The sequence below is a fragment of the Deltaproteobacteria bacterium genome (genome assembly GCA_016210005.1).
Taxonomy (GTDB): Bacteria; Desulfobacterota; Binatia; order HRBIN30; family JACQVA1; genus JACQVA1.
Map to the genome: position 1 here is coordinate 33,166 of JACQVA010000168.1, position 25,022 is coordinate 58,187.

Annotated in this window: 22 protein-coding genes and 1 tRNA gene; 3 read left to right on the plus strand and 20 right to left on the minus strand. The window is 66.7% G+C overall.

Going from position 1 to position 25,022, the window contains the following annotated elements; genetic code table 11:
* Nucleotides 1–6: 6 nt before the first annotated feature.
* From ftsW to HY699_16325, 8 genes are all read right to left on the minus strand, one after another.
* On the minus strand, nt 7–1,152 hold the full coding sequence (ftsW, locus tag HY699_16290) for a putative lipid II flippase FtsW (GenBank protein MBI4517364.1): 1,146 nt from the start codon (nt 1,150–1,152) through the stop codon (nt 7–9).
* Nucleotides 1,149–2,483 carry a UDP-N-acetylmuramoyl-L-alanine--D-glutamate ligase gene (gene murD / locus HY699_16295; protein MBI4517365.1) on the minus strand — a complete coding sequence of 445 codons (1,335 nt, stop codon included), beginning with the start codon at nt 2,481–2,483 and terminating at the stop codon, nt 1,149–1,151. The genes ftsW and murD overlap by 4 nt, the downstream gene beginning before the upstream one ends.
* A 7-nt stretch (nt 2,484–2,490) precedes the next feature.
* Nucleotides 2,491–3,567, minus strand: a complete 1,077-nt coding sequence (locus HY699_16300) for a phospho-N-acetylmuramoyl-pentapeptide-transferase (GenBank protein MBI4517366.1) — start codon at nt 3,565–3,567, stop codon at nt 2,491–2,493.
* Nucleotides 3,567–5,036, minus strand: a complete 1,470-nt coding sequence (locus HY699_16305; protein ID MBI4517367.1) for a UDP-N-acetylmuramoyl-tripeptide--D-alanyl-D-alanine ligase — start codon at nt 5,034–5,036, stop codon at nt 3,567–3,569. Before HY699_16305 ends, HY699_16300 begins: the two co-directional genes overlap by 1 nt.
* A 3-nt stretch (nt 5,037–5,039) precedes the next feature.
* Nucleotides 5,040–6,971 (minus strand): transpeptidase family protein, encoded by a 1,932-nt coding sequence (locus tag HY699_16310; protein MBI4517368.1) that lies wholly within the window; start codon nt 6,969–6,971, stop codon nt 5,040–5,042.
* Complete coding sequence (locus tag HY699_16315) at nt 6,968–7,339, minus strand: cell division protein FtsL (protein ID MBI4517369.1); 372 nt, start codon at nt 7,337–7,339, stop codon at nt 6,968–6,970. Before HY699_16315 ends, HY699_16310 begins: the two co-directional genes overlap by 4 nt.
* A 10-nt stretch (nt 7,340–7,349) precedes the next feature.
* Complete coding sequence (gene mraZ, locus HY699_16320; GenBank protein ID MBI4517370.1) at nt 7,350–7,775, minus strand: division/cell wall cluster transcriptional repressor MraZ; 426 nt, start codon at nt 7,773–7,775, stop codon at nt 7,350–7,352.
* A 158-nt stretch (nt 7,776–7,933) separates the two neighbouring features.
* The gene (locus HY699_16325) at nt 7,934–8,371 is read right to left on the minus strand and encodes an OsmC family protein (protein MBI4517371.1); all 438 of its coding nucleotides are present in this window, start codon (nt 8,369–8,371) and stop codon (nt 7,934–7,936) included.
* Between the two features lie 129 nt (nt 8,372–8,500).
* On the opposite strand from HY699_16325, the gene HY699_16330 reads away from it, so the two are divergent.
* A tRNA-Met gene (locus HY699_16330) sits at nt 8,501–8,574 on the plus strand.
* 118 nt (nt 8,575–8,692) lie between these two features.
* Here HY699_16330 and HY699_16335 read toward each other — a convergent pair.
* From HY699_16335 to HY699_16385, 11 genes are all read right to left on the minus strand, one after another.
* Nucleotides 8,693–8,986, minus strand: a complete 294-nt coding sequence (locus HY699_16335) for a hypothetical protein (protein MBI4517372.1) — start codon at nt 8,984–8,986, stop codon at nt 8,693–8,695.
* A complete protein-coding gene (locus HY699_16340) occupies nt 8,987–9,799 on the minus strand; it encodes a pantothenate kinase (protein ID MBI4517373.1) in 813 nt (270 codons plus the stop codon). It lies immediately after the preceding gene.
* Nucleotides 9,796–11,043, minus strand: coding sequence for a GNAT family N-acetyltransferase (locus HY699_16345; GenBank protein MBI4517374.1), 1,248 nt, complete (start codon nt 11,041–11,043; stop codon nt 9,796–9,798). Before HY699_16345 ends, HY699_16340 begins: the two co-directional genes overlap by 4 nt.
* Nucleotides 11,044–11,129: 86 nt before the next feature.
* Entirely contained in the window at nt 11,130–12,614 is a 1,485-nt protein-coding gene (gene glpK, locus HY699_16350) for a glycerol kinase GlpK (GenBank protein ID MBI4517375.1), read from the minus strand.
* 120 nt (nt 12,615–12,734) lie between these two features.
* Complete coding sequence (locus tag HY699_16355; GenBank protein MBI4517376.1) at nt 12,735–15,314, minus strand: BatD family protein; 2,580 nt, start codon at nt 15,312–15,314, stop codon at nt 12,735–12,737.
* Nucleotides 15,315–15,316: 2 nt separating this feature from the next.
* Nucleotides 15,317–16,141 carry a tetratricopeptide repeat protein gene (locus tag HY699_16360; GenBank protein MBI4517377.1) on the minus strand — a complete coding sequence of 275 codons (825 nt, stop codon included), beginning with the start codon at nt 16,139–16,141 and terminating at the stop codon, nt 15,317–15,319.
* Nucleotides 16,142–16,161: 20 nt separating this feature from the next.
* Entirely contained in the window at nt 16,162–17,211 is a 1,050-nt protein-coding gene (locus HY699_16365; protein MBI4517378.1) for a VWA domain-containing protein, read from the minus strand.
* Nucleotides 17,208–18,203: a VWA domain-containing protein gene (locus HY699_16370; protein MBI4517379.1), complete on the minus strand. Its 996-nt coding sequence runs from the start codon at nt 18,201–18,203 to the stop codon at nt 17,208–17,210. Before HY699_16370 ends, HY699_16365 begins: the two co-directional genes overlap by 4 nt.
* Nucleotides 18,190–19,164, minus strand: coding sequence for a hypothetical protein (locus tag HY699_16375; GenBank protein ID MBI4517380.1), 975 nt, complete (start codon nt 19,162–19,164; stop codon nt 18,190–18,192). The genes HY699_16370 and HY699_16375 overlap by 14 nt, the downstream gene beginning before the upstream one ends.
* 59 nt (nt 19,165–19,223) lie before the next feature.
* Nucleotides 19,224–20,099, minus strand: a complete 876-nt coding sequence (locus HY699_16380) for a DUF58 domain-containing protein (GenBank protein MBI4517381.1) — start codon at nt 20,097–20,099, stop codon at nt 19,224–19,226.
* 43 nt (nt 20,100–20,142) lie between these two features.
* On the minus strand, nt 20,143–21,132 hold the full coding sequence (locus HY699_16385) for a MoxR family ATPase (protein ID MBI4517382.1): 990 nt from the start codon (nt 21,130–21,132) through the stop codon (nt 20,143–20,145).
* 212 nt (nt 21,133–21,344) lie between these two features.
* Between HY699_16385 and HY699_16390 the strand changes: the two genes are divergently transcribed.
* Both HY699_16390 and HY699_16395 read left to right on the plus strand, forming a co-directional pair.
* Nucleotides 21,345–22,256, plus strand: a complete 912-nt coding sequence (locus tag HY699_16390) for a hypothetical protein (protein MBI4517383.1) — start codon at nt 21,345–21,347, stop codon at nt 22,254–22,256.
* Nucleotides 22,257–22,310: 54 nt separating this feature from the next.
* A complete protein-coding gene (locus tag HY699_16395; GenBank protein ID MBI4517384.1) occupies nt 22,311–23,429 on the plus strand; it encodes an ArsA family ATPase in 1,119 nt (372 codons plus the stop codon).
* Between the two features lie 115 nt (nt 23,430–23,544).
* Here the strand turns inward: HY699_16395 and HY699_16400 are convergent, their stop codons facing one another.
* Nucleotides 23,545–24,765 (minus strand): porin, encoded by a 1,221-nt coding sequence (locus tag HY699_16400; protein MBI4517385.1) that lies wholly within the window; start codon nt 24,763–24,765, stop codon nt 23,545–23,547.
* Nucleotides 24,766–25,022: the final 257 nt, after the last annotated feature.

Consider the following 25,022-nt stretch of genomic DNA (forward strand, 5'->3'; position numbering starts at 1 on the left):
TCATCCTCAACCCGTCTGCCGCGACAGCGCCGCCAGGATGCCGATCTGGACGAGCGCCACCATCATGGCGGAGCCACCGCAGCTCAAAAAAGGAAGGGCTAAGCCTTTGGTCGGAAGCAGCCCCAACACCACCCCCACATTCACAACCGCCTGCAGCAATAGCACTAAAGTGAGGCCGAATGCCAGCAGGCTGGCGAAGCGATCCGGGTGCCGGTAGGCGATGCGAAAGCCGCGCATGCCGAGCAGCCCGAACAGCCCCAAGACCAGCAGCACGCCGATCAACCCCAGCTCTTCGCCGACCAGAGAGAAGATGAAGTCGGTGTGGGCTTCGGGCAGGAAGAACAACTTCTGCTTGCTCTGGCCCAGGCCTACGCCCGTGAGGCCGCCGGAGCCAAAGGCGATCAGCGACTGGGTGAGTTGGAAGCCGAGGTCGCGGCTGTATTTCCAGGGGTCGCGGAACGCCATGATCCGCCGTATGCGATAATCGGCGTGCATCACCGCCGCTGTCGCTAGCAGCACCCCGGGTAGTGCCAGCGCCAGCAGATGCTTGAGGCGGGCGCCGCCGGCGAACAACATCGCCATTAACAGCAGACCCAAGATCGTGGCAGTGCCGAAATCCGGCTCCACCACGATCAGCCCGGCGAACAGCCCGACTACGATCAGATGCGGCAGCACGCCACGGACGAACTCGCTCATCTGCTGGCCGCGGCGGGCAATGGAATGCGCCAAGTACACCACCAGCACCGTCTTCACCCACTCCGACGGTTGTACCGAGAAGCCGCCGACGCCAATCCAGCGGCGCGCGCCGCCGCGCACCATGCCGACGTGCGGGATCAATACCAGCGTGATCACCGCTAAGCCGAGCAGCAAGAGCGCATAGACGCCGCGCTCGAGTAACTCGATGCGGATCTTGGAAGCCGCTACCGCCAGTACCGTACCCATGGCGATGGCGACCAGGTGCTTGCGGAAGTACAGATACGGGTCGCCATGGTTTTCCAGCGCGAAGAAGTAGCTGGCGTTGAACACCATGACCACACCGAGACCGACCAGGCCGGCGGTGGCGATGATGAGCCACCAGTCGGGCCGGTTGAGACGCGGCATCACTAATCGTTGGTGCAATACCCGGATGCCGGGAAGCGCTAGTGTCGTCATAAGGCCTCCACCAATTCGCAGAAGCGCCGCCCGCGAGCGGCGTAATCGGTGAACTCATCGAAGCTGGCGCAGCCAGGTGAGAGCAACACCGTGTCGCCATCGCATGCGGCGGCGGCAGCGGCGGCCACGGCCTCGGCCAGCGCCGGCGTTTCGATGAACTCGACGCTACCGGTGATTTGCGCGGCGATGCTGTGGCGCGCGGCGCCGAACAGCACGGCGCGTTTGACGCGCTGCTCAAGCAGCGGGCGCAGTGCGTGGAAGTCGCTGCCCTTGTCGTACCCGCCGGCGAGCAGGATGACGTTGGCCGAAAAGCTCTGCAGCGACTTGATCACCGCGCCGACGTTGGTGCCCTTGGAGTCATCGTAATAGCTTACCCCGGCCCGCTCGCGCACCAACTGCAGCCGATGCGGCAGGCCCGCGGTTTGTTCGAGCACGCGTTGCACGATCGACGCCGGCACCCCCCAGACCGAGGCGGCGGTGAGCGCCGCGAGCATGTTCTCGCGGTTGTGTGCGCCCTGGAGCCGCACGCGCGCGAGCGGGAAACGCCGCGCCTGCGGCTCCGGCCCCCAGTACACCAGGTCATCGCCGTCCACGAAGCCGCCGAATTCGACCGGCTCGCGGCCGAACGAGATGGTCGTAGCCCGGGTGCGACGGCGCTGGTTCCACACCCAGCGGTCGTCGCGGTTGAGCACCGCGATATCCCCCGGCCGCTGCCGCATCAGCAGCTGCGCCTTGGCCAGAGCGTACTCCTCCACGCTGCTGTAACGATCGAGGTGGTCGGGTGTCAGATTGAGCATGACCGCAATCCGCGGGCGAAAGCTGTGTACCCACTCGAGCTGGAAACTCGAGATCTCGGCCACCGCGGCCTCGTAGGGTGGGGCGTCTTCCTGCACCGCGTCGATCAAGGGTGTGCCGAGATTGCCTCCGACAAACACCGGTGCGCCGGCCGCGCTCAGCATCGCCCCCAGCAGCGTGGTGGTGGTGCTCTTGCCGTTGGTGCCGGTGATCGCCAGCAGAGGGCAGGGCAGGAAGCGGTACGCCAGCTCGATCTCGCTGATCACGGGCACGCCGGCAGCCAGGGCGCACTGCAAGAGCCGATGAGTGCGCGGCACGCCCGGGCTGGGGACTACTAATTCCACGCCCCGCAGCTGCGCCTCGGTGCCGTCATCGAGGATGCGCTCGATCTCGGCCGGCAACGGCAAGCGCTCCAGTCGTTCGGGCTGACGTTCAAGCAGGCGCACTGCGGCGCCGCGTGCGGCCAGAAACCGCGCCGTGCTCTGCCCGGTCCGGCCGGCGCCGACGACCACCACGCTACGACCGGCGAGATCCATAGTCACCCTAGCGCAACTTGAGCGTGCTCAAGGCCGCCATCGCACAGATCGCGGAAACGACCCAGAACCGTACAATGATCTGCGGCTCCGGCCAGCCCTTCAGCTCGAAATGGTGATGAATCGGCGCCATGCGGAACACCCGCTTGCGCCGCAACTTGTATGAGCCCACCTGGATGATCACCGATAGTGCCTCGGCAACGAACACGCTGCCCGCCAGCGGCAGCACCAGTTCGTGCTTGGTCAGCAGCGCCACAACGCCGAGCGCGGCGCCGAGCGGCAAGGCGCCGACGTCACCCATGAACATCATCGCCGGGTAGGCATTGAACCACAAGAAGCCCAGCCCAGCGGCAAGAATGGCGGCGCAGAAAATGGCCAGTTCACCCGCCCCCGCCACGTATTCGAGCTGCAAGTAATCGGCGTACTTGACGTTGCCGGTCACCCAGGCGAAGACCACGTAGGTTCCGGCGGTGGTCATCACCGGGCCGATCGCCAAGCCGTCGAGCCCGTCGGTGAGATTGACGGCATTGGAGGCACCCACCAGCACCAGGGCGGCGAAGGGGATGTACCAAAGCCCGAGGTCGGGGTGGAGGTCCTTGAAGAAAGGGAAGTTCAGGGTCGTGGAAAATCCCGGCTTGCAGTACAACACCGTTGCCGCCGCGAGCGCGACGCCGAACTGGCCGAGCAGCTTATAGCGGCCCCACAGGCCCTCCGCGCTCCGGCGCACCAGCTTGCGATAGTCGTCCATGAAGCCGATGACCGCAAACCCCAGCGTCACCAGCACGGCCACCCACACGAAGAGATTGCTCAGGTCGGCGAGCAGCAAGGTGGCGAGTATGAACGAGAACAGGATGAGAGTGCCACCCATGGTCGGGGTTCCGGCCTTGCCCAAATGGCGCTCGGGACCGTCGCTGCGAATGACCTGACCGATCTGCAACGCGGTCAGACGCCGGATCAGCCAAGGGCCGAGCATGAACGAAATGGTCAGCGACAGCAGTGCCGCCAGCAGCGAGCGAAAGCTGATGTAGCGAAAGACGTTGAAGACGCTGTATTCGGTGTGTAACGGGTAGAGAAGGTGATATAACATCAAGCGTGGCCCCCGGCCTCTTGCAGTAACCGCACGACCTCCGCCATGCGGGAGCCGCGCAGGCGCACAACCTCTTCGGTGGCGGCACCGCGCGAGCCCTTGATCAGAATGACGTCACCCGCTCGCCACAACCCGGCCACCGAGGTCGCGGCCGCAGCCGGATCGGCGCAGACGTGCACCGCGGCGGCGTCCAGGCCGCCGGCGCGGGCACCGTCGGCCAGGGCCTCGGCTTGCTCTCCCACACCGATCAGCAAGCGCACGCCCAGCCGCGCCGCCAATTCTCCCACCTGACGGTGCCAGGCCGCGCTAGCCTCGCCCAGCTCGCGCATTTCACCCAACACCGCGATCGCACGGCCGGGCTGCTGCACCAGCACGCGCAGCGCCGCTTCGACGTTGGCGGGATTGGCGTTGTACGAATCATTCAGCAAGGTGGCGCCGTTGGCGAGCTTCACCACCTGCATCCGCTTGGGCGGCGCGGCGATCGCTTCCAAGCCCGCGCGGATCGTCGCCAGGTCGACTCCGATCGCGTGGGTAACCGCGGCGGCCGCCAGAGCGTTCTCCACGTTGTGCCGGCCGGGGAGGCGCAGGCGCACTCGGGTCGCTTGTTTGCCGATGCCCAGATCGAAGGCAATGCCGTCGAGACCGCAATCGGTAATCGCCGCCGCGTGGACCTCGCCGCCGCTGCCGAACTCGATACGCCGGCCGCGAAATCCGGCGGCGATCTTGACCACGCGCTCATCGTCAAGGTTGACGGCGACCGTGGCGTCCCGGCGCATGCCCGCAAACAACTCGCCCTTGGCCGCCGCCACGCCCTCGATGCTGCCGCAGCCTGCGAGGTGTACGGGTCCGATATTGGTGACCACCCCGACATCGGGACCGGCAATCTCGACCAGGCGCGCAATCTCGCCCGGCACGCTCATGCCCATCTCGACCACCGCCACCGCGTCGCTGCCGGTCACCCGTAGCAGCGTGAGCGGTACGCCGATGAGATTGTTTTCGGTGCCGATCGACTTGACTACGCCGGTACGCGGCGCCGGAAAGCTGGCGTGGTCACAGATGGCCGCCGCCATCTCTTTCGTCGTGGTCTTACCGTTACTGCCGGTGATCGCGATTACGAGCGGCTGCTCGCGCCGGCGGGTCCACGCGGCGAGGTCGCCCAGAGCCCGGAGCGTGTCGGGCACGACGATGGCTTGGGGCTGTGGTACTTCGCTGGCTACGTGCTGCACGAGGACGGCGCGCGCACCCTGCGCCAAGGCGTCGGCCGCGAAACGATGCCCGTCGTGCGTCTCGCCGATGAGGGCAATGAAGAGCGCGCCAGGCGTGAGACGGCGCGAATCGGTCGCTATCGAGTCGAATGTCAGCGAGCGGTCAGCAGCGTAGGCGACCGTGCCGCCGGTCGCGGCGATTACTTCAGCGAGGGTCCAAGTCATGCTGGGAACGAGTGCGAGCGCCAGCTCCGCGTCCCTCATATCTCAAAGTGCGGGGGTGCCAAATACCAGGCGGAGCGTACGCCCGTTGCCGGCCGCTGCCCCCGGCGGCGGTTCTTGGGCGACAACAAAACCGCTGCCTTCGAGCTGCACTTCCCAACCGGCGCGGTGCGCACGCACGAGCGCTTCCCGCATGCTCAAGCCCAGGAAGCTCGGCATGCCGCCGCTGGAATCAACGACCTGCCACACCACCGGCTGGGGCACGAGCGCCGCCAACTCGGAAGCGGGCACCAGTGGCAACTGCGGCCGCAATCCCAGGCGCTCAAGGCTGTACTCGGCGATGCGCCGGAATACGGGCGCGGCCACTAGGCCGCCATAGGTCACGCCTTTCGGCGTGTCGATTACCACCAGAATGACCAGGCGAGGATCATCCGCCGGGACAAAGCCGACAAACGACGACATGCGGCCGCGCGCCGAGTAGCGCCCGGTGTGCGGGTCCACCTTCTGTGCAGTGCCGGTCTTGCCCGCCACGCTGAAGCCGGCGACGGCGGCCTTGGTTCCGGTGCCGCTCTCGACCACGCGCTGCAGCATCGTTGTGAGCGCGGCGGCCGTCTCCAAGCTGATCACCCGGCGTACCACTTCCGGGCGCGGTGCTCGCTCGACCCGGCCGTCTTCGGTAATCACCCGTTGTACGACTTGCGGCTTGAGCAGCAGCCCGCCGTTGGCAATCGCCCCGTAGGCGCTCGCGAGTTGCAGGGGAGTCACCGCGATACCTTGCCCGAAACTAGTGGTTACAAGGTGAATGCGGCCCCAGCGCTCGATCGGACGTAACAGGCCGCTGACCTCGCCCGGCAGTTCCACCCCAGTGGGTTTGCCGAAGCCGAAGGCCTCGATCGCGGCAGCTAGACGGGCGGCGCCGAGGCGTTCGCCGATCTTGGCGGTGCCGATGTTGCTCGAGTGCTGGATCACTTCAGCGAAAGAGAGCCAGCCGTAGCGCTCGTGGTCGTGGATGACGCGGCGGCCGACGCCGTAGTGGCCGTTTTCGCAGTAGATGCGGTCGTCGGGTTTCACTAGGCCCGCTTCCAACGCGGCGGCGGCGGTGAAGGTCTTGAAGGTCGAGCCGGGCTCGAAGGAGTCAGTCACGATGCGATTGCGGCGCGCGGCCGCCGTGGCCTTGCCGGCTTCGTTGGGGTCGAAGGTCGGCACATTGGCGAGGGCCAAGATCTCGCCCGTGCGCGGGTCGAGCACCACGGCGGCGCCGGCTTCCGCCTGATGGGCGGTTACGGCTTGCGCCAGCTCGGTTTCCGCGACGTGCTGGATGGCGGCATCGATGGTCAATTCAATCCGCGCCCCTGGCTGCGGCCGCTCCGGCTGGGTGGCGCTCAGCATCATGGGACGCCCGTGGGCGTCATGTTCCACCGCGCGCGGCTCAACCCGGCGGAGCAGACTGCGATTGTGGCGCAGCTCGATCCCTTCGATGCCTTGAGCGTCGATGTTGGTCAGGCCGATGACGTGCGCAGCCAGCTGGCCGTGCGGATAGTGACGGCGCCGGCTGGGCTCGCTGCCAACCCCGGCCAAGTGCAGTTCGGACAGCGCCTGCCAGCGGTCGATAGACATCTGGCGGTCGAGCCAGATGAAGGGCGACTTGCTGCTGGTCTTAGCGGTGATAGTTGACTGTGGCAGGCCGAGCGCACTGGCCAGTGCTTGCACCGATTGGGCGCCAGTAAGCTCGCGCGGCCGCAGGTAGACCGCAGCCGCATCAACCGTTAGCGCCAGCGCTTCGCCGGTGCGATCCAGAATTGCACCCCTCGACGGTGGTTCCGCCAGCCGGCGCTGATGCTGGCGTACGGCCAGTTGCTTGAGGTTCGGGCCTTGGATTACTGTGAGATACACCGCCCGCGCGATCACGGCCCCAAGGAGGACGCAGAACACCGCTGCCGTCGCCTGAATGCGCCCGCGAGCGGCAGCCATGGTCATTGCAGCGATCCTAGCTGTTCGGGCTGCGGCCGTTGTAGGCCGAGTCGCCGGCGCGCCTCCTCTTCCAGTCGGCCCGGCGTGTCGGCGGCCGCAGCTTCCACCGCGAGTTCCTTCGCTTCCTGCTCCAACCGCCCCACAAGCTGCTGCACCGCCGACAGCCGGTAACCGATCTCCACCACCCGCAACCGCACCCACACATATCCCAGCGCCACCAAGACGCCCGCTAGCACCAACACCCCGATCCAAGTTGCCAACCCCTTCACTTCTGCGCTGACGGCAAACGGAACATTCGCCGGTCGCCAGTGTGCCTCACGCAAGACGGCCTCGATTGGGTCACGCCGTGCAAATGCCCGCTGATCGATCGACACTGGCAACATCTTAGATCCCCAGATCGGATAACATCCCCGGGTCATCCATGAACGCCTGTTCCGAATCGGCAAAGACCTTCGTCCATACCCCACGGTCCCAGATCCGAAACTTCTCCCCGATGCCGACAAAGGTGACATCGCGAGCCAGTCCGGCATAAGTCCGCAACGCTGGCGGGAGCAGGATTCGCCCCTGCTTGTCGATTTCGCACTCGTGTGCGCCAGCCAGATAGTAGTTCTGGAACCGCATCATCTTGTTATCGAACTGCGGTCGTTCCCGCAGGCGTTTTTCAAACTCGACCCAGGCAGGGTAGGGGTAGGCGTCTAAGCAGCGGGCCGATTCCGAGAAGAAGTTGGTGATGACGACCCGCCCGGCGCTGGCGGCGAGGAGGAAGTCGCGGAACTTGGCTGGCACACTGACGCGCCCCTTATCGTCCACCGTGTGCTCATAGTTTCCGCGAAACACTTTACACCGCCGCTTGGCCTATCCTCCCACCACCTGCCACTTTGCCCCACAGCGTGCCAGGTTATAGGCGGGTCCGTCCCACCTGTCAAGAACAAATTTTCAAAAAAGCGGGGGTGGCCGCCAGAGCGAATTCAGGACGAGGCGAGAACCTCGACCTCCAGCTGGACTGGCGCCTTCAGGGAGCGACTGACCAGGCAGCTCTGCTCGGCCTTGTGGGCAACGCGCTCGATGCGCCCATGTTCGACCTCGGGCGGCGCGGTGATCTTGACCTTGAGAGCGATCGCACTGAAGGCGAGCCCGCCTTCGACCCGGTCAAGAATCCCCTCGGCTGCGCACTCGATCGTTGAGAAGCTTATCTTTGAAGCTGCGGCGATGGCCCTGAAGGTGAACACAAAGCAGCTGGCTACCGCAGCAACAAGCAGCTCTTCCGGCGACCACCGATCGCCCGGGCCGTCGAAGGCGGCGGGTGGCGCGAGGGTGAGCAGATCGAGCCCGGCAGCGCTTGCGGTTGCCGGGCCGCTGGCCTCGGCTCGCAGCGCAATCCGATAGTAGTGGGGAAGTTCGTGCATCCGACCCTCCGATAGATCCGTACGACAACCCTAACTCCGAGGAGCGGCAGAAGTCCAACGCCGAGAACAAACGAGTGGCGGCGTTGACTTCACTTGGGGCGGTCGCTATCTGTTAGCGGCTGAAGTTGGCGCGGGGTGGAGCAGTCCGGTAGCTCGTCGGGCTCATAACCCGAAGGTCGGAGGTTCAAATCCTCCCCCCGCAACGTTCGAGGCCCTGCAAAATCAACAGTTTGCGGGGCCTCGCTGTTTTCGGGAAGCTGCGCGAGCGCTGCTTTGACAGCCACCCGCGCAAATTGGCCGGTATGCCCGTTTCTGCTCCTTCTACAGGCGCTGAGCGCCGGGTGTGACCCGTGCCGCCACTATTCCCAGCAGCACCAGGGTAAGGCCATTGAGGCCGAGCAGCATGCCGGCGGTGGCGCCGGTGATTTGAAAGGCGCGGCGCACCTGCGCCCCTTTGAACTCGGCTTCGTAGAGCACGTTGCCGGGATTGCGCGCCGCCACCAGCGCTGCCTTGCGGTAGTCCTCGTCGCGCACCACCTGGAGGGTACAAGTGATGACAAGGGCGAGGCCAAGCACGACCACCGCCGCCCCGAGCAGCTTGCACAACCGGGCCATTCACGCCTCCGCGCCCAGGCTGCGCGCCGCGCCGATCGCGGTGGCGTACTCTGCGTGCTGCGGGATGGTGAAGTTGCGCTCGAACAGAAAGCGGGTGGCTTTAATGCGCTCGACAAACGGGCGCACGCGCAGGAGCTTGCCGGTGAGTACCACATCGCGGTGCTCGGCGGCGCGCGCCGCCAGTACGCTGAGTACCACGATCACCTCGGCGATCATGTTGACCAGCGCCTTGGCCTTGTCCTCCGCCGTCGCGTCGGACGAGAGTTTACCGAAGTTGCTCGCCGTCGCGTCGGCCGGCACGTAGCCGACCGGCCCGCCGGTGATATCGCCGACGGTGAGATCGATGCGCGAGAGGTCGCCCTTCTCGGCGAGCTGTTCGAGGGTTTCGAGGCGGATCACGTTGAGCAAATGCTTCGACAGGCCGAGCAGCGTGCCGCCGCCGACGCCGGTACCGCCGACATGGGCGATGTGCTCGCCCTTCACCGAGACAATGGCGGTGCCGGTGCCGAGCGAGACCACCAGCGCATCACGCATGCCCGACAGCGTTGCCCCGCCCACGCCGATGGCCGTGATTTCGGAGACCTTGTGAACCGGGATCCCGAGCAGTTCTTCGCCCAGCAAGCGCGCCCCGCCGCCGGTGGCCGCTATGGCCGTAATCCCACTGAGCCGCGCGTTGAGGTCACTGACCAGTCTACCGAGCGCGCCGGCAGCCGCGGCGACCGGGTCGTTGGCCTCGACCGAGACGACGTGAATCTGCTCGCCCAACACCACCGCGTCGGTGGTCGAGCCGCCGATATCTATGCCGATGATCACCCGTGCACCTCCTGGGCCAAGTCTAGCCGGTACACCGCCACCTGCTGGCGGCGGGCGGGGTCGTAGTCTCGCCACTTCGCCGCCGCCACCTCGCTGGTGCCGACGCGGCGAAATCCTTGGCGCTCGAAAAATGCCTGTGCCCGAACCTCGGTGGTGCAGGCAAAGACGTACGCCAAGCGCAGGGCGCGGGCGTCAGCCAGCACTTGCTGGACCAAGCGCGCACCCACCCCTTCACCCTTGAAGCGCGTGATGGTGTAGAGGCCGACGATCTCGCCCGCGCGCTCGGCGCTGTAGGGCGCGGTGACGAGCGCGCACACGCCGGCGAGATGGTGCGTGCTGATGGTTGCACCGTAGCCCGTCAGCAAGATTTCGCTGATCTCGTCCGGCCGGCGCAGCTTGAGAAAACCCTCGCGCTGGCCGCGCTCGATCAGCCGCTCGACCTCCTCGAAGTCGTCGATGCGCAGCCGCTCGACCCGACAGTAATCCTGCAAGGTGAACAGCGTACCCGAGCCCTCGTAAGTGAACAGCTCGCGCGCCAGACCGGCGAGCGCGCATAGATTGACCGAGCCGACCCCGCCGCGCAGCGCGGCACGCACCACGCTGAGCGTGGCACGGCGGTCCGCCAGACCGGCCCACTCGGCTTCGCCGGCGTGCAGGATGGTGGTCAGGGTCGGCTCGTCCATGAATGACAGTTGCCGCCCGTCGGCGCCGGCGATGCCACCGGCCGGCTCCACCAGCACCAGTTTGTGCACGCCGAAGCGCTGAGCCAGCGTAGCGCTGACCTGGTACAGCGCGGCATCGTCTTCCACCGCGCCGACGAACAGCGGGCCGCCGCGCAAGATGCTCCACACCCGCGCCAACGCCTCGGCAGCGGTGCCGGCGTCGATCAGCTCGGCGGCGGACAACTGGGCAAACGCGGCCGGGCGGCCGCGCTGCCCGCGCACTTGCGGGAACAGCGGCAGAGTCTCTTCCCGGAACAGCAGCGGGCCGAGCCGGCGCTGCAACCGGCGCAGCAATTGCTCACCCGAGAGCCGCCCGGTGCCGCCGAACAACAACAGCGCTCGCGTATCGTTGCGCAGCAACTCGCGCGCGATTGCCCCGATGGCGTCGTAGTGCTCCTCGTTGCCGAACTCGGCCAGCGGCAGCGCGAACACCAGCGTGCGCCCGCGAAACTCGTCGAGGTAGAATTCCTTCTCGCTGAACAGCAGATCTGCCGCCGCTTGGGCTGGGGCTGCGCTGGTCACGCCGACCCCTTACCACAATTGCACCGTGGCGGTAACTCGGTGTTGCCGGCCCCGTACTCCACCCGCCCTGGCGGTGGGTCTCTCGCTCACACCGCCAGCGAGCGTACGGCGGCGACGGCGCGGCGCCAACCCTGGTAGAGCGCCTCACGCGCCTCGGGCTTCATCTTCGGCTTGAAAACCCGGTCGGTCTGGCGCACACGTTCCAGCGCCCTGGCATCCTTCCATAAGCCGACGCCCAGGCCGGCCAGCAGCGCGGCCCCGAGTGCGGTGGTCTCGATCACCTTCGGGCGATCCACCGCGGCGCCGAGGAGGTCGGCTTGGAACTGCATCAAGAAGTCGTTGGCCGCCGCGCCGCCGTCCACCCGTAAGCCGCCGAGGTGCTCCGCCGACTCCGTCAGCATGGTGTCGACGACGTCCCGCGTTTGGTAGGCCAGCGATTCCAAGGTTGCCCGCACCACGTGTGCTCGGGTCACCCCGCGTGTTAGTCCGAGCAGGGCGCCGCGGGCCTGCGCGTCCCAGTAGGGCGCGCCGAGTCCGACGAAGGCGGGCACCAGGTACACGCCCAAGGTCGAGTCCACCTGCCGCGCCAGCCGCTCGCTCTCGGCGGCTTTGGCGATGATGCCGAGCCCGTCGCGCAGCCACTGCACCGCCGCCCCGGCAATGAAGATCGAGCCTTCGAGCGCATAAGCCGGGCCGCCGTCGGCCGCGCAGGCCATGGTGGTGAGCAGGCCGCGGCGCGACTCGATGATCTCGTTGCCGGTGAACAACAGCAAAAAGCAGCCGGTGCCGTACGTGTTCTTGACCAGTCCGGGACGAAAACAGGCTTGTCCGAAGAGCGCGGCCTGTTGATCGCCGGCCACGCCGGCGATCGGCACCTCAGCACCGAAGACCTTCTTGTCGGTGGTTGCGATCACGCCGCTGGATCGCACCACCGGCGGCAGGATGCTGGCCGGCACTTCCAGTGCGCGCAGCAACTCGGGGTCCCACTGGTGCTCGCGAATGTTGAACAGCAACGTGCGCGAGGCGTTGGTGAAGTCGGTGGCGTGTACGCGGCCGCCGGTGAGCTGCCAGATCAGCCAGCTGTCGATGGTGCCGAAGGCGAGCCGGTCGGCCTTGGCGCGGGCGCCTTTGACGTGATCGAGTAGCCACTTTACCTTGGTGCCGGAGAAGTACGGATCGAGCACCAGGCCGGTCTTTGCGCGCACGCTGTATTCGAGGTCCGCCGCCTTGAGGTTGTCACAGATGGGTGCGGTGCGGCGGTCTTGCCAGACGATGGCGCGATGGATGGGCCGGCCGCTCTTGCGCTCCCAGATCACCGTGGTCTCGCGTTGGTTGGTGATGCCGATGGCGGCGATCTCGGCGGGCGTCAGCCGCGCCTGGCGCAGCGCCTGCTTGATAACTCGCTGCGTGACGGCCCAAATCTCGTCGGCGTCATGCTCGACCCAGCCGGGTTTGGGATAATACTGGTGGAATTCCGAGTAGCCGCGGCCACGCACGCGGCCGCTGTCGTCGAACACCATCGTCGTGCTGCCGGTCGTGCCTTGATCAATGGCCAAAACGAACCGCGCCATACCGCATCTCCTCTGCGAGCGCGACAGTCGTCACTCGGAGCGGGAAAGTCAAGGACTGCGCCCAGAGGCAGATCTCCGCGGCGCGGGTTGAAAGCGGCACAACCACAACGGGCGTGTAGCCTACAAAGCCGCTAGCGCGGCGCGCTCGAGCCAGCCGCGCTGGCCGTCGCGCCGAGCCACTTGCGCCCAGCCCTCACGCTCGGTGATTATCCGCACCACGCTGCCGGGCTTGACGGCGTAGTGGGCGGTGCCACTGGCGGAGGGCTCGAAGCGCACGGTGGCTTCGGCCGCGGCGACCACGACCGCGTACGGCGGCAGCTCCATCGCCGCCAGACGATAGACCCCGGAACTGAGCACGAGCGCCAGCACCAACCCCGCCGCCAGCGCCAGGCGGGCGACCAGGCGCCGAGTTGTGGGCAGCAGCCGGCCGCAAATGAGCACCAGCACCAGTGCGGTGTAGACGGCGGTGGCGGCGAGCAGCAGCTCGTCGCCGGTCATGCGCTCGGCCAGCGGGAACAGCAGGCGCGCCCACATCGGCAACGCCTCCGTGTCCCCGCTCAGTTCCTGGGCGTAACCGAGATTCGCCCGCACGTCGGGATCACGCGGCCGCAGGCGGTGAGCACGTTGATAGTTGAGCGCCGCACGGCCGGCGTCGCCGGCCTTGAAATAGGCGTTGCCGAGGTTGAAGTACAGGCTCGCACTGGCCCAGCCGCTAGTCAGAACGCGCTCGTACTCGGCCGCGGCTTCACCATAGCGCTCCTCGCTGTAGAGGGCGTTGGCGTGGAAGAAGATCGTGTTAGGTGCTTCGGCTGCGGGTGTTGCTGCCACGGCCAAGCCGGCGAGCGCCAGCAGCATCAGCAGTGCTGCCGCCGAGCGGGCCAAGCGCCGCTCGCGCTCGAGCGCACGAACAATGGCATCGGCACGTTCGAGCGTACGTTCCATGCCGTCAGCGCCGGCCGCACCGGGCGAAAAACGCACGCGCTCGCAGGTGGCGAAGAATTCCTCCAACTCGATGGCGAGCGCGCCCGGCAAGCCTCTGGCCTGCAACCGGGCGCTAGCGCTGTCGGCAGTCACGCTGCCCGGCGGCAGGTCGAGCTTTGCTGAGAGATAATCACTCACTGCACGCGCCACCGCGTTGTAGAACCCGGCCTGGTCGCCGGCCTGCAGCGCCGCCCGCGCCCCCGCAATCGCCTGGCGCGCCGCCCGCCCGGCACGGGTAAAGCGGGCGTAACGCTCATCGCCGCTCAACCGCAGCCGGCGGCGGTCGTACAAGACCACCGCGATCCAGGCCAGTAACGGAATCGGCTGGTAGAGCCAGAACAGCGCGCCATGGTAGCGGCGCGCGCCGATCGGGGTGAATTCGCCCGGGGCATCCTTGATGAAGACGATGTCGCGCCCGAGCGGCTCCTGTACCCGCGGCCAGGCCGGCGGCGCGGCCCCGACGATTTGCGGCGCCGCCTGGGCCTGTGCCGACGGGCGCACCGCCAGCGCGATCGGTGGCGGGCTAATGGTGCGATACGCCCGTGCCGCCGGGTCGAAATAGCTGAAGCGCAGCGCCGGCAGCGTCATTGCCCCCGGCTGCTGTGGCATGACCACCTGCTCGAAAACTTTCTCCTGCGGCTGGTCGCTCGGCTGCGCCTGCACCGGGTATGCTCGCAGCGTATCGCTGCCCGTAATCGCCGGGGCGGTGACGTTATCGAGATTGCCGGCGCCGCTGATCGTCACCGTCACAGTCACCGGATCACCAACCGCTAACTCCAGCGGTGCCGCTTTGGCCTCGAACTCGAATGCGCCGACAGCGCCGGAGAAATCCGCCGGCTTGCCCGCCTCGGGCAGCGGCAGCACGGTTAGAGTCAACGGCTCGGATTGTAGCTCGACCGGCCGCCGTTGCGTTGAAAACGGGTCGTCGCCGAAGAAGCGCTCGAAGAACGGATCGCCGCCGCCGCGGCGACGTGACAATACATTGAGCGACATCTTCGCCGGTCCAAGCGGGAGCGGACCGCTGCGCAACGGCGTGAGCATGGTCTGGAAGTCGACCACTTGGAAGACGCCCTCGGCGGTTTGTTCCTGGCGCTGCGTGGGCTCGGGAAACTTGTCCACGGCCAAACCCTCGCCGGGCAGCGTCGGGTACTGCACATCGGCCACGCGCACGTTGCCGATGTAGAGCTTGAGCGTCAGCGGCACCCGCTCGTGCAGGTACAGTTCAGCCTTTGGGGTGGACAAGACCAGTCGCAGCACCTCGGCCGGCGCGGCCGCGCCTGAACCGCCGGCCCGCGGCGGTGCGCCGGCAACGGCCTGTAGTGTGACGCTGCCGGCATCAAGCTGCTGGCCGCCGAGGTCGACGATAATCGGCCCGAGCGTATAGGTGCCGGCCTTCAGCGCGGTGACCGCGTAGCGGTGGGTTACCGATGCCGACATCTGGCCGTTGACGATCGACACCTGGGTCGCGGGTCCGAGGTAGCGCAGGCTGAGCCCGTCGGGCGCGCTAAGAGCGGGCGCCGGCGCGTTCTGCGCGCCGGCCACCTCAATCGACAGATTGGCAGCGCTCCCGACCTGCACTTGCGAGCGATCGAGGTGGGCGCGCGCACTGACCTCAGCCAACGCCGCGCCGGCGCAAAGCAGTACCAGCGCCAGAGCGCTAGCCACAGCCGGTGAGCGCCGCTTGCCGCATCCGCAAGCTCGAACAACTCCGGCAGCCATCTTCACCAATCCTGCGCCGGCTCAGCTACTACTGCGCCGTGGAGCTTCTTGAGCACTTCGTCGGGCTGCACTTCCTGGTCGCGTTGCGAGTCGAGGACGGCAGCGGCCTCCTGCTTGGACATCTCCCCCTCCTGCTTCTCGCCCGACTCCTCGCCGGCGCCGGCCGCCTGTTGCTCGGGCTGACTCGGTTGCTGCGCTTGCTGCTGCTCGGGCTGTGGCTGACTCTCGCCTTGCTGCTTCTCTTGCTGCGTTTGCTCCTTCGGCTCGCCTTGATCTTGTTGCTGGTCCTGATCTTGCGGCTGCTGTTGTTGCTGTTGCTGTTGCTGTTGCTGCTCTTCGAGCTTCTGCTTGAGCTCGGTGAGCTTCTTGTGCACGAACTCGTAGTTGAATTTGCTATCGCTGTCTTGCGGTGCGACCGCCATGGCGCGGCGATAGGCGACGAGTGCCTCGGCGTAGCTGGTCAATGCGGCCTTCGGATCTTTAGCCTCCGCTGCCTCGCCGAGTTTGTACTTGGCATTTCCAAGGGCGACGGCCACGCGCGCCGTCTCGGCGGGCTTGTCATCGCCGGCCGGCACCAGCTGCAAGGCTTTGATGGCCTCGTCGTATTTGCCCTGGCGGTATTGGGCGAGCCCGAGGTTGAAGTGCAGTGCGGCCGAGTCGGGTTGATCGACCAGGGCTTCGTTGTATTTGGCCACCGCCTCTTCGTACTTGCTGGCGGCGTAGAGGCGGTTGCCTTCACGGGCACGGGCGTGGGGATCGAGCCAGGCGATGCAGCTGGCGGCAAGGAGGCTCAACAGCAAACCCGCCTGGGGATGCGCTCTCCTCATTCGCCGCTCCTCCCCGGCCGTCATCGTACCGTCTCCTGGGCCCGGCGCCACCAGCGCCGGCGCCGCGTGCCTTGCGCCTCGCCGGCGCGGCGGTCGCCGATGAGCGGCTCGATCAACAGCAGCAGCAGCGCGACCGCCAGCGGCAGCTGGAAGCGATGCTCGAAGCGGCGCTCGAGCGTGCTCGCCAGCTCGCGCTTCTCCATCTTCGCGATGTAGTCGCGATACAACTCGGTCAGACCGAACGACGCGCCGGCAGCGTGTAAGTAGACGCCCCCGCTGTCGACGGCGATCTGCTTGAGCGCCTCCTCGCCCAGGCGCGATTTGATCACCTGGCCGCTCTTGTCCTTGACGAATCCGCCCGACTCTCCCGGGACCAACTCGCCCTCGGCCGTGCCGATGCCGACCGAGTAGATCTTCAGACCGCGCTCGGCGGCGCGCTGCGCGGCTTCCTTGACCTGTCCTTCGTGATCCTCACCGTCAGTGATCAAGACCAGCGCCTGGTGGCTGCCCTGGCGGCCTTCGAAGGCTTCGAGGGCGACGTTGATGGCCTCGGCGATGGCGGTACCGCCTTTCGGGATCAAACCGACTTCGACCGCCTCCAGGCTTTGGGCGAAGGCGCCGTAGTCCAGCGTGAGCGGGCATTGCACGAAGGCGGTGCCGGCAAAGGCCACCAGGCCGACGCGGTCGCCGTTGAGTTGGGTGAGCAAATCCTGCACCGCCAGCTTGGCACGCGCCAAGCGGTTAGGTTTGACGTCGGTGGCGAGCATGCTGCGCGAGGTGTCGATGGCAACGACGAGGTCGATGCCTTCGCGGTGCACCTCCTGCCAGTGAAAACCCCACATCGGGCCGCCGAGCGCGAGGATGAGTGCGAGCACCGCCAGCGTCAGCAACGCCGCCCGCACCGTGCGGCGTCGCGGATCGATATCGGGCACGACCACCGGCAGCAGTCCGGCGGCAATGAACGTCTCGAGCGCCAGCTGGCGGCGGCGGCGCGCCCACAGCCAGAAGGCCAGCAGCACCGGCAGCAGCGCCAGCGCGATCAAACTGAGCGTGTCGCGCCAGAGTATCATGGCAACTTCCGCAGCACCGTTTCGCTCAGCCCGATTTCCAGCAGCAGCAGGCCGAGCGCAGGCCAAACCAGCCAGGCATAAAGTTCACGGTAATCGTGAAACTGTGGAGCTTCGAACGGAGTCTTTTCGCTGCGGTCGATCTCGGCGTAGATGTCGCGCAGGCTCGGGGTGTCGGTGGCACGGAAGTAGCGCGCCGAGGTGGTGGCCGCGATCTGCTTCAAAGTCGGCTCGTCGATATCGACCTGCATGGGGCGATAGACCTTGTTGCCGAACAGATCTTGCGCCGGATACGGGGCCACGCCGCGGGTGCCGGCGCCGATGGTGTAGACCTTCACTCCCAGTGTGGCCGCGGCCTCGGCCGCGGTCTGCGGCGTAATCCGCCCGGCGTTGCTCTGGCCGTCGGTGAGCAGGATCACGAACTTGGTCTTGGCCGTCGACGCCCGCAGGCGATTGACCGCGGTCGCCAGACCTGAGCCGATCGCGGTGCCGTCTTCGATCATGCCGACTTTCGCTCGCTCGAGGTTCTGGTTGAGCCAGCCGTGATCGAGGGTGAGGGGGCACTGGGTGTAGGGGCGGGCGGCGAACAGGACCAAGCCGATGCGATCCTCGGGGCGGGCGGCGATGAACTCTTTGACCACCGACTTAACCACGTCGACTCGGCTGGCGCGCGCACTGCCGAGAGTGAAGTCCTCGGCGAGCATGCTGCCGGAGACATCGACCGCCAGCACGATATCGACGCCTTCGCGGTGCACGCGCGTCAGGGCGGTGCCGAGCTGCGGCCGGGCCAAGGCGAGCACGATGAGGAGCAAGGCCAGCGCGCGCAACAGCCCGAGGAGCGCGCGCCGGCGTGCTGCCCCCGCCGGCGCTACCGCCCGCAGCACCGCCAACGTCGGATAGCGCACGGCGCCCGCGCGTGCGTCCCGCCGCCGGCCCGGCCACAGCAGCGGCAGCAGCCCGAGCAAGAGCAGCAGCCATGGGCTAGCGAGCCGCATGCTTGCCCTCCGGCGGCGCGCCCAACAGGTTGGCGGCGGTCTCGTCGATGAAGCGTTTGGCGGCGCTGAAGGCGCGCTCGCTGTCGGCGATGGTCGGTACGTGGCGGGCGAACTTCACCATGTCCGACTCGGTCAGGAATTCTCCCAACAGGCCGCGATGCGTCGCCTGCAGCCGCCCGTTACGGGCGCTGCCGAGCAAGAACTCTTCCGTAGTCATCTCGGGGGCGCGCATGCCGAAGCGTTGCTCGACATAGGCGCGCACCACCGCCGAGAGCGCGGAGTAATATTCCTTGAAGTTGCCCTCCTCGATCAGCCCGCGCCGGCGCAGGCGGTTGAGCGCCTCGAAGGCGACTTCGTGCGGCGGCTTGGGCGGGGCCGTCGCCGCCGCACGCCGCGAGCGGTTGAGCACGCGGTACAACACGGCGGCGAGCACCAACAACAATGCCAGCGCGCCGCCGACGAAGTAGTAGGGCCGCCAGTCGATGGGAAAGTCAGCCACTTCTTTGATTTCGCGGATGTCGTTCGGGTTGCCGGCTTGGGCGAGCAGGCTCTCGACCGTGACGACGATCTCCTGCCCGGCAGCTTCTTTGAGTTCCTCGCCGGGTTGGCGATAGTACACCGGCGGTGACTTCACCAAGCGCTCGCCGATCTCGTAGCCCGACAGCGTGTACCAACGAGTGAGCACCGTCCGGCCGTCGCGCTGGACCGGCGGGGCATCGCCGAAATCGATGATGTCGAAGTCGCCGATCCTCTCCGTCGGTTGCGCTAGGACGATTTCCACTTCCGCCGGGGCGCTGACCGCAACGGTATAGCGAAAGCGTGTGCCAATGGTGACGCTGTTGGGCTCGGCCTGGGCGTGAATTTCGACCGGTGCAGCCGCGGTGGGCGGCGCTGTCTCGTCGGCTAACGCGGCGGTGGCGGCGACGAGCAGCAGCGTAACCACGAGCGCGGCTCCGCTCACCGGCTGGCGCCGCAAGCGGAGAGGCGAAGGCGGAGCGAGAGAAGGGCACCTCACGGCGTTCATTGCCGCCGCTCGCGCATGCGAAAGAAGCGCAGCAGCGCTTCGGTGTAGGGCTTGTCGGTGTCGACCACGATGGCGTCGACGTTGCAGGCACGCAGTAGGCGATCGCGTTCGGCGCGCGCCTGCGCGGCCTGCTGGGCGAAGGCCGCGCGAATACCGGCATCGGCGGTGTCGACCACGTAGCGGGCGCCGGTTTCGGCTTCTTCCAACTCCACCAGCCCGACATCCGGCAGCACCGCCTCACGCGGGTCGTTGAGCACGACGGCAATCACGTCGTGCCGGCGGGCGGCAATCTTGAGTGCCTGGCGGCAGTTGGGATCGAGGAAGTCCGAGACGATGAAGACGACGCAGCGCCGTTTGGTAACGCGGCCGAGATGTTCCAAGGCGGCGGGGATGTCGGTGCCGCGGCCGGCGGGCTTGAGCGAGAGCACCTCGCGGATCACCCGCAGAACGTGGTGGGTGCCTTTACGCGGTGGCAGCGCCAACTCCACCCGATCGCTGAATATCAGCAAGCCGACCTTGTCGTTGTTGGTGATGGCCGAGAAAGCGAACAGCGCCGCCAACTCCGCCGCCAGAGCGCTCTTCAGCTGCCGCACGCTGCCGAAATATTGCGAGGCGCTGGCATCGACCAGCAGCATAACAGTAAGCTCGCGTTCTTCGGCGTAGCGCTTGACGTAGGGGACGCCGCTGCGCGCGGTGACGTTCCAGTCGATGGTGCGAACTTCGTCGCCCGGCTGGTACAGCCGCACCTCGGCGAACTCCATGCCGCGGCCTTTGAAGACGCTGTGGTACTGGCCGGCGAACATGTCGGTGACCAGATGGCTGGTGCGGATCCGGATTTTGCGCACCGCCTTGAGCTGCTCGCGTGAGAGCATGGCCTCGCTCGTTGCTACCTACTGCCTTGGTCCCTTTGCCCGCTCACGGCACCGGCACGCCGTCGAAGACGCGTTTGACGATCTCGTCGGAGTCGATTTCCTCGGCCTCGGCCTCGTAGGTGACGATGACGCGGTGGCGCATGACGTCGGGGCCGATCGACTTGACGTCCTGCGGCGTGACGTAACCACGCCCTTGCAGGAAGGCATGCGCTTTGGCCGCCAGCGTCAGGTACAGTGTCGCCCGCGGCGAGGCGCCGTACTCGATCAGCGGAGCGAGATCGAGCTGGTAGGCCGCCGGCTCGCGGGTGGCGAACACGATGTTGATGACGTACTCCTTGATCTTGTCGTCGATGTAAATCTGATCGACCAGCTTGCGCGCGTGCATGATGTCGGCCGGGGACACCACCGCAGCGGCGCCTTGATGATCGCCGGTGCTCGCCATGCGATCGAGGATCTGGCGCTCCTCTTCGCGCGAGGGGTAGCCGATGCGCAGCTTGAGCATGAAGCGATCGACCTGGGCCTCCGGCAGCGGATAGGTGCCTTCTTGCTCGATCGGATTTTGTGTGGCCAGCACCAGGAACGGTTCGGGTAGCGAGTGGGTGGCGTCGCCGAGGGTGACCTGATGCTCCTGCATGGCTTCGAGCAGGGCGCTCTGCACTTTGGCTGGGGCGCGGTTGATCTCGTCGGCGAGGATGATCTGGGCGAAGAGCGGGCCTTTCTTGGTGGTGAACGAGCCGTCGCTCGGACTGTAGATCATGGTACCGATGAGGTCGGCCGGCAGCAGGTCGGGGGTGAATTGAATGCGCCGGAAGCTGGCACTGACGGCCTGGGCCAGGGTTTTCACCGAGAGGGTTTTGGCCAGCCCCGGCACGCCTTCGAGCAGCACGTGGCCGTTGGCGAGCAGGCCGATCAGTAGCCGATCGATCAAGTAACGCTGGCCGACAATGACTGTACCGATCTCCTCGCGCAGGCGGTATGCGAAGGCGGAGGCTTCCTTAACCTGGTCGTTGAGCGCTGCGATTCCCGTGTCCATCTTCAGTCATCCTATCTTGTTGTCGCGGTAGTGATCGACTCCGCCGTCGTTGGACGGCGAGCCCCGGGGCCGCATTCAGCACTGCACCAGCGCCGCCGCGGCCAGCGTTGTGGTGTAGCGGCCACCTGCGGGTGGGTCAAGCGCGCATGGCTCAGCCGGAAGCGATCTGATAGGAGGTTGCTGGCGGTCAGCACATCGCCACCCGGATCGACATGTCGGCAACGCAGCTGCTCTTCGTGATTGGAAAAGGCGGGGTGGGCAAGACCATCGTTGCCGCGGCGCTGGCGCGCGGGGCGGCCGAGCGCGGACGCCGGGCGCTGGTGGTGGAAACGGCGAACGACGGGCGGTTGGCCCAGCTCTTCGGCGGCCGCCCGCTGGCGAGCGAGCCGCAGCGGCTAGCGGCGCGGGTGAGCGGCGTTCGCCTCGATCCGCGCCAACTAGTCGAAGCCTATTTCACCCGCCTGCTGCGGGTGCCGATGCTGGCGCGGCGCCTGTTCGCCAGCGCCTCGTTCAACGCCTTGACGGCGGCGGCTCCGGGCGTCAGCGAATTTCTCATCCTCGAACGCTTGCTGGAGTGGGTGGCGCCGTCGGGGTTGCTGGCGCGGCGGGCTTACGACCTGGTGATCGTCGACGGGCCGGCGACCGGCCAGGCGCTGGCGTTGCTGCGCACGCCGCGTAACCTCGCCAGCATGGTGCCGGCCGGCCCCATCGGCTCGACCGCCCGGCGGTTGCTCGGGTTGCTGGGTAATCAGAGTCGCACGCGCGTGCTGCTAGTCGCTATTCCGGAAGAGCTGGCCATAAACGAGACCATCGAGGCGCACAGCGCGCTGGTGGCGGACCTGGCGCTGCGGGTGGAGCGGCCGGTGTTGAATCGGGTATTTCCGCGACGTTTTTCGCGGGCTGAGGCGGCGCAGCTGGCGGCGCAAACGGGCGACGACGGCATGCTGCTGGCCGCCGCGCGCTTTCAACTGGCGGCGCGGCGCGAAGCCGAGCGCCATCTCGGCCGGCTGCGGCGCGCGCTCGGGGTCACGCCGATTGTGCTGCCGCAAATCTTCAGCGAGGCGTTGGCGGCGCCCGAGCTCGACGGCGCCGCTCGCCGACTTTGTCGGACGCTGCTGGACTAGGTGCGCTGGTTGATACGCTCGGCGATGTATTCTCCGCCTGACTCAATGAAACCAATGACCGCCAGCAACAAGACTCCCGCTGCGCCGCCCAGTTATCCGTTGCTGCGCAAGCGGCTGCTGATTTGTGTCGGCTGCGGCGGTGTCGGCAAGACCACGGTGGCGGCGGCCCTCGGGGTGGCTGGCGCACGCAGCCAGCGGCGGGCCGCGGTGATCACCTTCGATCCGGCGCGGCGGTTGAAGGATGCACTCGGTATCCCCCGCCTGACCACCGAACCCCATCCCGTGCCGCTCGGCGACCACGCCGCCGCGCTCGAGGCGATGGCTTTGGATACCAAGCGCACTTTCGATGCCGTGGTGCGTCGCTTCGCTCCGAGTCCGGAGACCGCCGCGCGCATTCTTGCCAACCGTCTCTACCAGCAGCTCTCCGACGAGCTCGGCGGCTCGGCGGAGTACATGGCGATGGAGACATTGCACGAATTGATGCACCACACGCGCTATCAACTGCTGGTCGTCGATACGCCGCCGAGCGCCCATGCCCGCGATCTGCTGGCGGCGCCCGCCCGCCTCAGCGACTTGCTCGCCTCACGGGCAGTGACGTTGATCAAGGACCCGGCCTCGTTGCTCGGCAGCGCGGGGTCGGGGGCGGCCCGCGTCGGGCTGTCGGCCCTGCTCAAAGCGCTCGAGCGCTGGACCGGCCTGAGCGTGCTCGACGATCTTGCCGGCTTTGTCTCCGGTTTTGAAAGCATGATCGGCGGCTTTCAAGACCGTGCCGCCGAGGTCGGCCGGCTGCTGCGTGCCGCCAGCACCGCCTTCGTACTGGTGACGACACCCGAGCCCGACGCCGTCGCCACCGCGATCGAATTCCACCGCGAGTTACAGGCCGGCGGCTTTCGCGTCGCGGGCGTGGTCGCCAACCGGGTACTGGCTTTTCCCCGGCGCGAGACCCTCGCCCTCGAGGAAAGCCAATGGCCGCCGGTGCTGTTGCGCAAGCTGCTGGGCAATTACGGGGATCTTAACACCCTGTCGCGGCGCGATCGGCGCACGCTGGCGCAACTGCATGCGGCCACGGGCTTGCCGCTGCTGGCTGCCGTGCCGATGCTGCCGGAGCCGCCGAACTCACTGGCAGCCTTGCACCGCTTCGCCGGCTTTCTGGCCCCGGGTATCGCGGACTAGGGCAGCGCGTACGGTCCGATCGGTGCCCTGGAGACAAACGCGGCGACGCCGAGAGGCGCGGAGGAAGGAGCGTTCCTGCGCTTCTCGGCGCCGCTGCGGCGCAGGGGGGCCTGCTTCAGAAAGCGTAGATCAACTCGGTCGCCACGGTATCCTGACCGCGCAGGCCGCTGTCGCCGTTGGCGATGTTGCGCTCCTCTTTGTCGAAGAAGCGCTTGTCCGATTCGTCGTGGCGGTACTCCGCCCGCAAGGTCAAACCGTCGGTGATCTTGTAGGCGACCGCCGGGGTGACTTCCCAGAAAGTAGCGCCGGGGCCGAAGCCGTCCTCCTGGAAGCCGGTGCGCACGCCATCAGGATCGTCGAAGATCTCGCCGCGCACGGCCACTTGCAGCTCGTCCGTGGCCGCCACCACCACGTAGCCGGCGATGCCCTGCCACATCGAGCTGCCGGCGGCGGGGACGACTGATTTGAAGCCGGTGGGCGCGGGCGTCGAGTCGAGCGCGATGTCGCTCTCGTTGCCGTAGTTGTAATCGATGATGAGCGTGAGCTGCTCGACCGGCTTGATGGTGACCAGCGGCGTAACCATCAGCCGCTTCGACCGGCCGCTGTCGCTTTGCTCGGCCCCGTAGGTTCCCGACAGCGCGAACGAGACCATCGGATGTGGCGTCAGGGTCAGCATCGCGTGGGCGCTCTTACCGTCGTTGTTGTCGACGACGTTGTCCCAGCCGTTCACCACCCCGGCACTGATGCTGCCCAACTCGTTGGGTAAGGTGTAGGTGCCGACGAGGCCGGTGTGAGTGAATGGGATCGAGTTGCCGAACAGTATCCCACTCGAGATGTTGTAGTTCTGATTGTTGTACGCCTTGATGATCTCGGCGCCGTGGAAGGTGACGAACTTGCCCGCTTGGAGGCTGAAGGGGGTGTTGGCGATCGAGTACTTCAGGTAGGCCTGGCGCAGCTCGAAGGAGTTCGAGCTCTCCGAGCTTGAACCGTTGCTCCAGCGGGTGAAGCGGCCGACCACTTCGGCGGTCTTGCCGAAATCGAGATCAACCAGGAAGCCGAGCCCCTCGGGTTTGTTGCGCTGGATGTTGAGGTTCGCTTGGTCGAGGGCGAAGGTGTTGGCGTCTTCATCAAAGACGTGGAGGCGGTTGGCCTTCGAATCGGGCGAGTTGAAGTTGTAGCTGTAGTTACCTGCGACAAAGCCGTGGAACTCGACACCGAGCGCCTCGGCCACGCTACCGCGGCCCTCGCCGATCTTCTTCTCCAGCGTCTCGACCCGCTGCTGCAGGGTCTGCGCGGCCGCCCCACCGGCCCACGCGAACAGCAAGACAGCAGCCATGATCCAAGTCTCTCTTGATACTCTGCGCATTTTCCCCTCCTCCTCGGGTGTTGTGGCTCGAACAAACAACATGCTTCGCCGCCTGGCGGCGCTACGCATCCTTGGCCAGCAACGCGGATGCCAGAGCGGAGTATGAAACCGGTTCGCCACTTCGCCGGGGACATGTCCGGTCGCCGCGCCGCGGCGCCAAGTTGCGCTGCCCATTAATCAGGCGTTGCCGTAAAATCAAGCACGAAAAGATGAGCCTCACGCGGTGG

Excerpts from the sequence above, each read along its gene's own strand:
- ftsW (MBI4517364.1), bottom strand. The coding sequence starts at position 1,152 with ATGACGACACTAGCGCTTCCCGGCATCCGGGTATTGCACCAACGATTA.
- murD (MBI4517365.1), bottom strand. The coding sequence starts at position 2,483 with ATGGATCTCGCCGGTCGTAGCGTGGTGGTCGTCGGCGCCGGCCGGACC.
- HY699_16300 (MBI4517366.1), bottom strand. The coding sequence starts at position 3,567 with ATGTTATATCACCTTCTCTACCCGTTACACACCGAATACAGCGTCTTC.
- HY699_16305 (MBI4517367.1), bottom strand. The coding sequence starts at position 5,036 with ATGAGGGACGCGGAGCTGGCGCTCGCACTCGTTCCCAGCATGACTTGG.
- HY699_16310 (MBI4517368.1), bottom strand. The coding sequence starts at position 6,971 with ATGACCATGGCTGCCGCTCGCGGGCGCATTCAGGCGACGGCAGCGGTG.
- HY699_16325 (MBI4517371.1), bottom strand. The coding sequence starts at position 8,371 with ATGCACGAACTTCCCCACTACTATCGGATTGCGCTGCGAGCCGAGGCC.
- HY699_16335 (MBI4517372.1), bottom strand. The coding sequence starts at position 8,986 with ATGGCCCGGTTGTGCAAGCTGCTCGGGGCGGCGGTGGTCGTGCTTGGC.
- glpK (MBI4517375.1), bottom strand. The coding sequence starts at position 12,614 with ATGGCGCGGTTCGTTTTGGCCATTGATCAAGGCACGACCGGCAGCACG.
- HY699_16355 (MBI4517376.1), bottom strand. The coding sequence starts at position 15,314 with ATGGCTGCCGGAGTTGTTCGAGCTTGCGGATGCGGCAAGCGGCGCTCA.
- HY699_16360 (MBI4517377.1), bottom strand. The coding sequence starts at position 16,141 with ATGAGGAGAGCGCATCCCCAGGCGGGTTTGCTGTTGAGCCTCCTTGCC.
- HY699_16365 (MBI4517378.1), bottom strand. The coding sequence starts at position 17,211 with ATGATACTCTGGCGCGACACGCTCAGTTTGATCGCGCTGGCGCTGCTG.
- HY699_16370 (MBI4517379.1), bottom strand. The coding sequence starts at position 18,203 with ATGCGGCTCGCTAGCCCATGGCTGCTGCTCTTGCTCGGGCTGCTGCCG.
- HY699_16380 (MBI4517381.1), bottom strand. The coding sequence starts at position 20,099 with ATGCTCTCACGCGAGCAGCTCAAGGCGGTGCGCAAAATCCGGATCCGC.
- HY699_16385 (MBI4517382.1), bottom strand. The coding sequence starts at position 21,132 with ATGGACACGGGAATCGCAGCGCTCAACGACCAGGTTAAGGAAGCCTCC.
- HY699_16390 (MBI4517383.1), top strand. The coding sequence starts at position 21,345 with ATGTCGGCAACGCAGCTGCTCTTCGTGATTGGAAAAGGCGGGGTGGGC.
- HY699_16395 (MBI4517384.1), top strand. The coding sequence starts at position 22,311 with ATGACCGCCAGCAACAAGACTCCCGCTGCGCCGCCCAGTTATCCGTTG.
- HY699_16400 (MBI4517385.1), bottom strand. The coding sequence starts at position 24,765 with ATGGCTGCTGTCTTGCTGTTCGCGTGGGCCGGTGGGGCGGCCGCGCAG.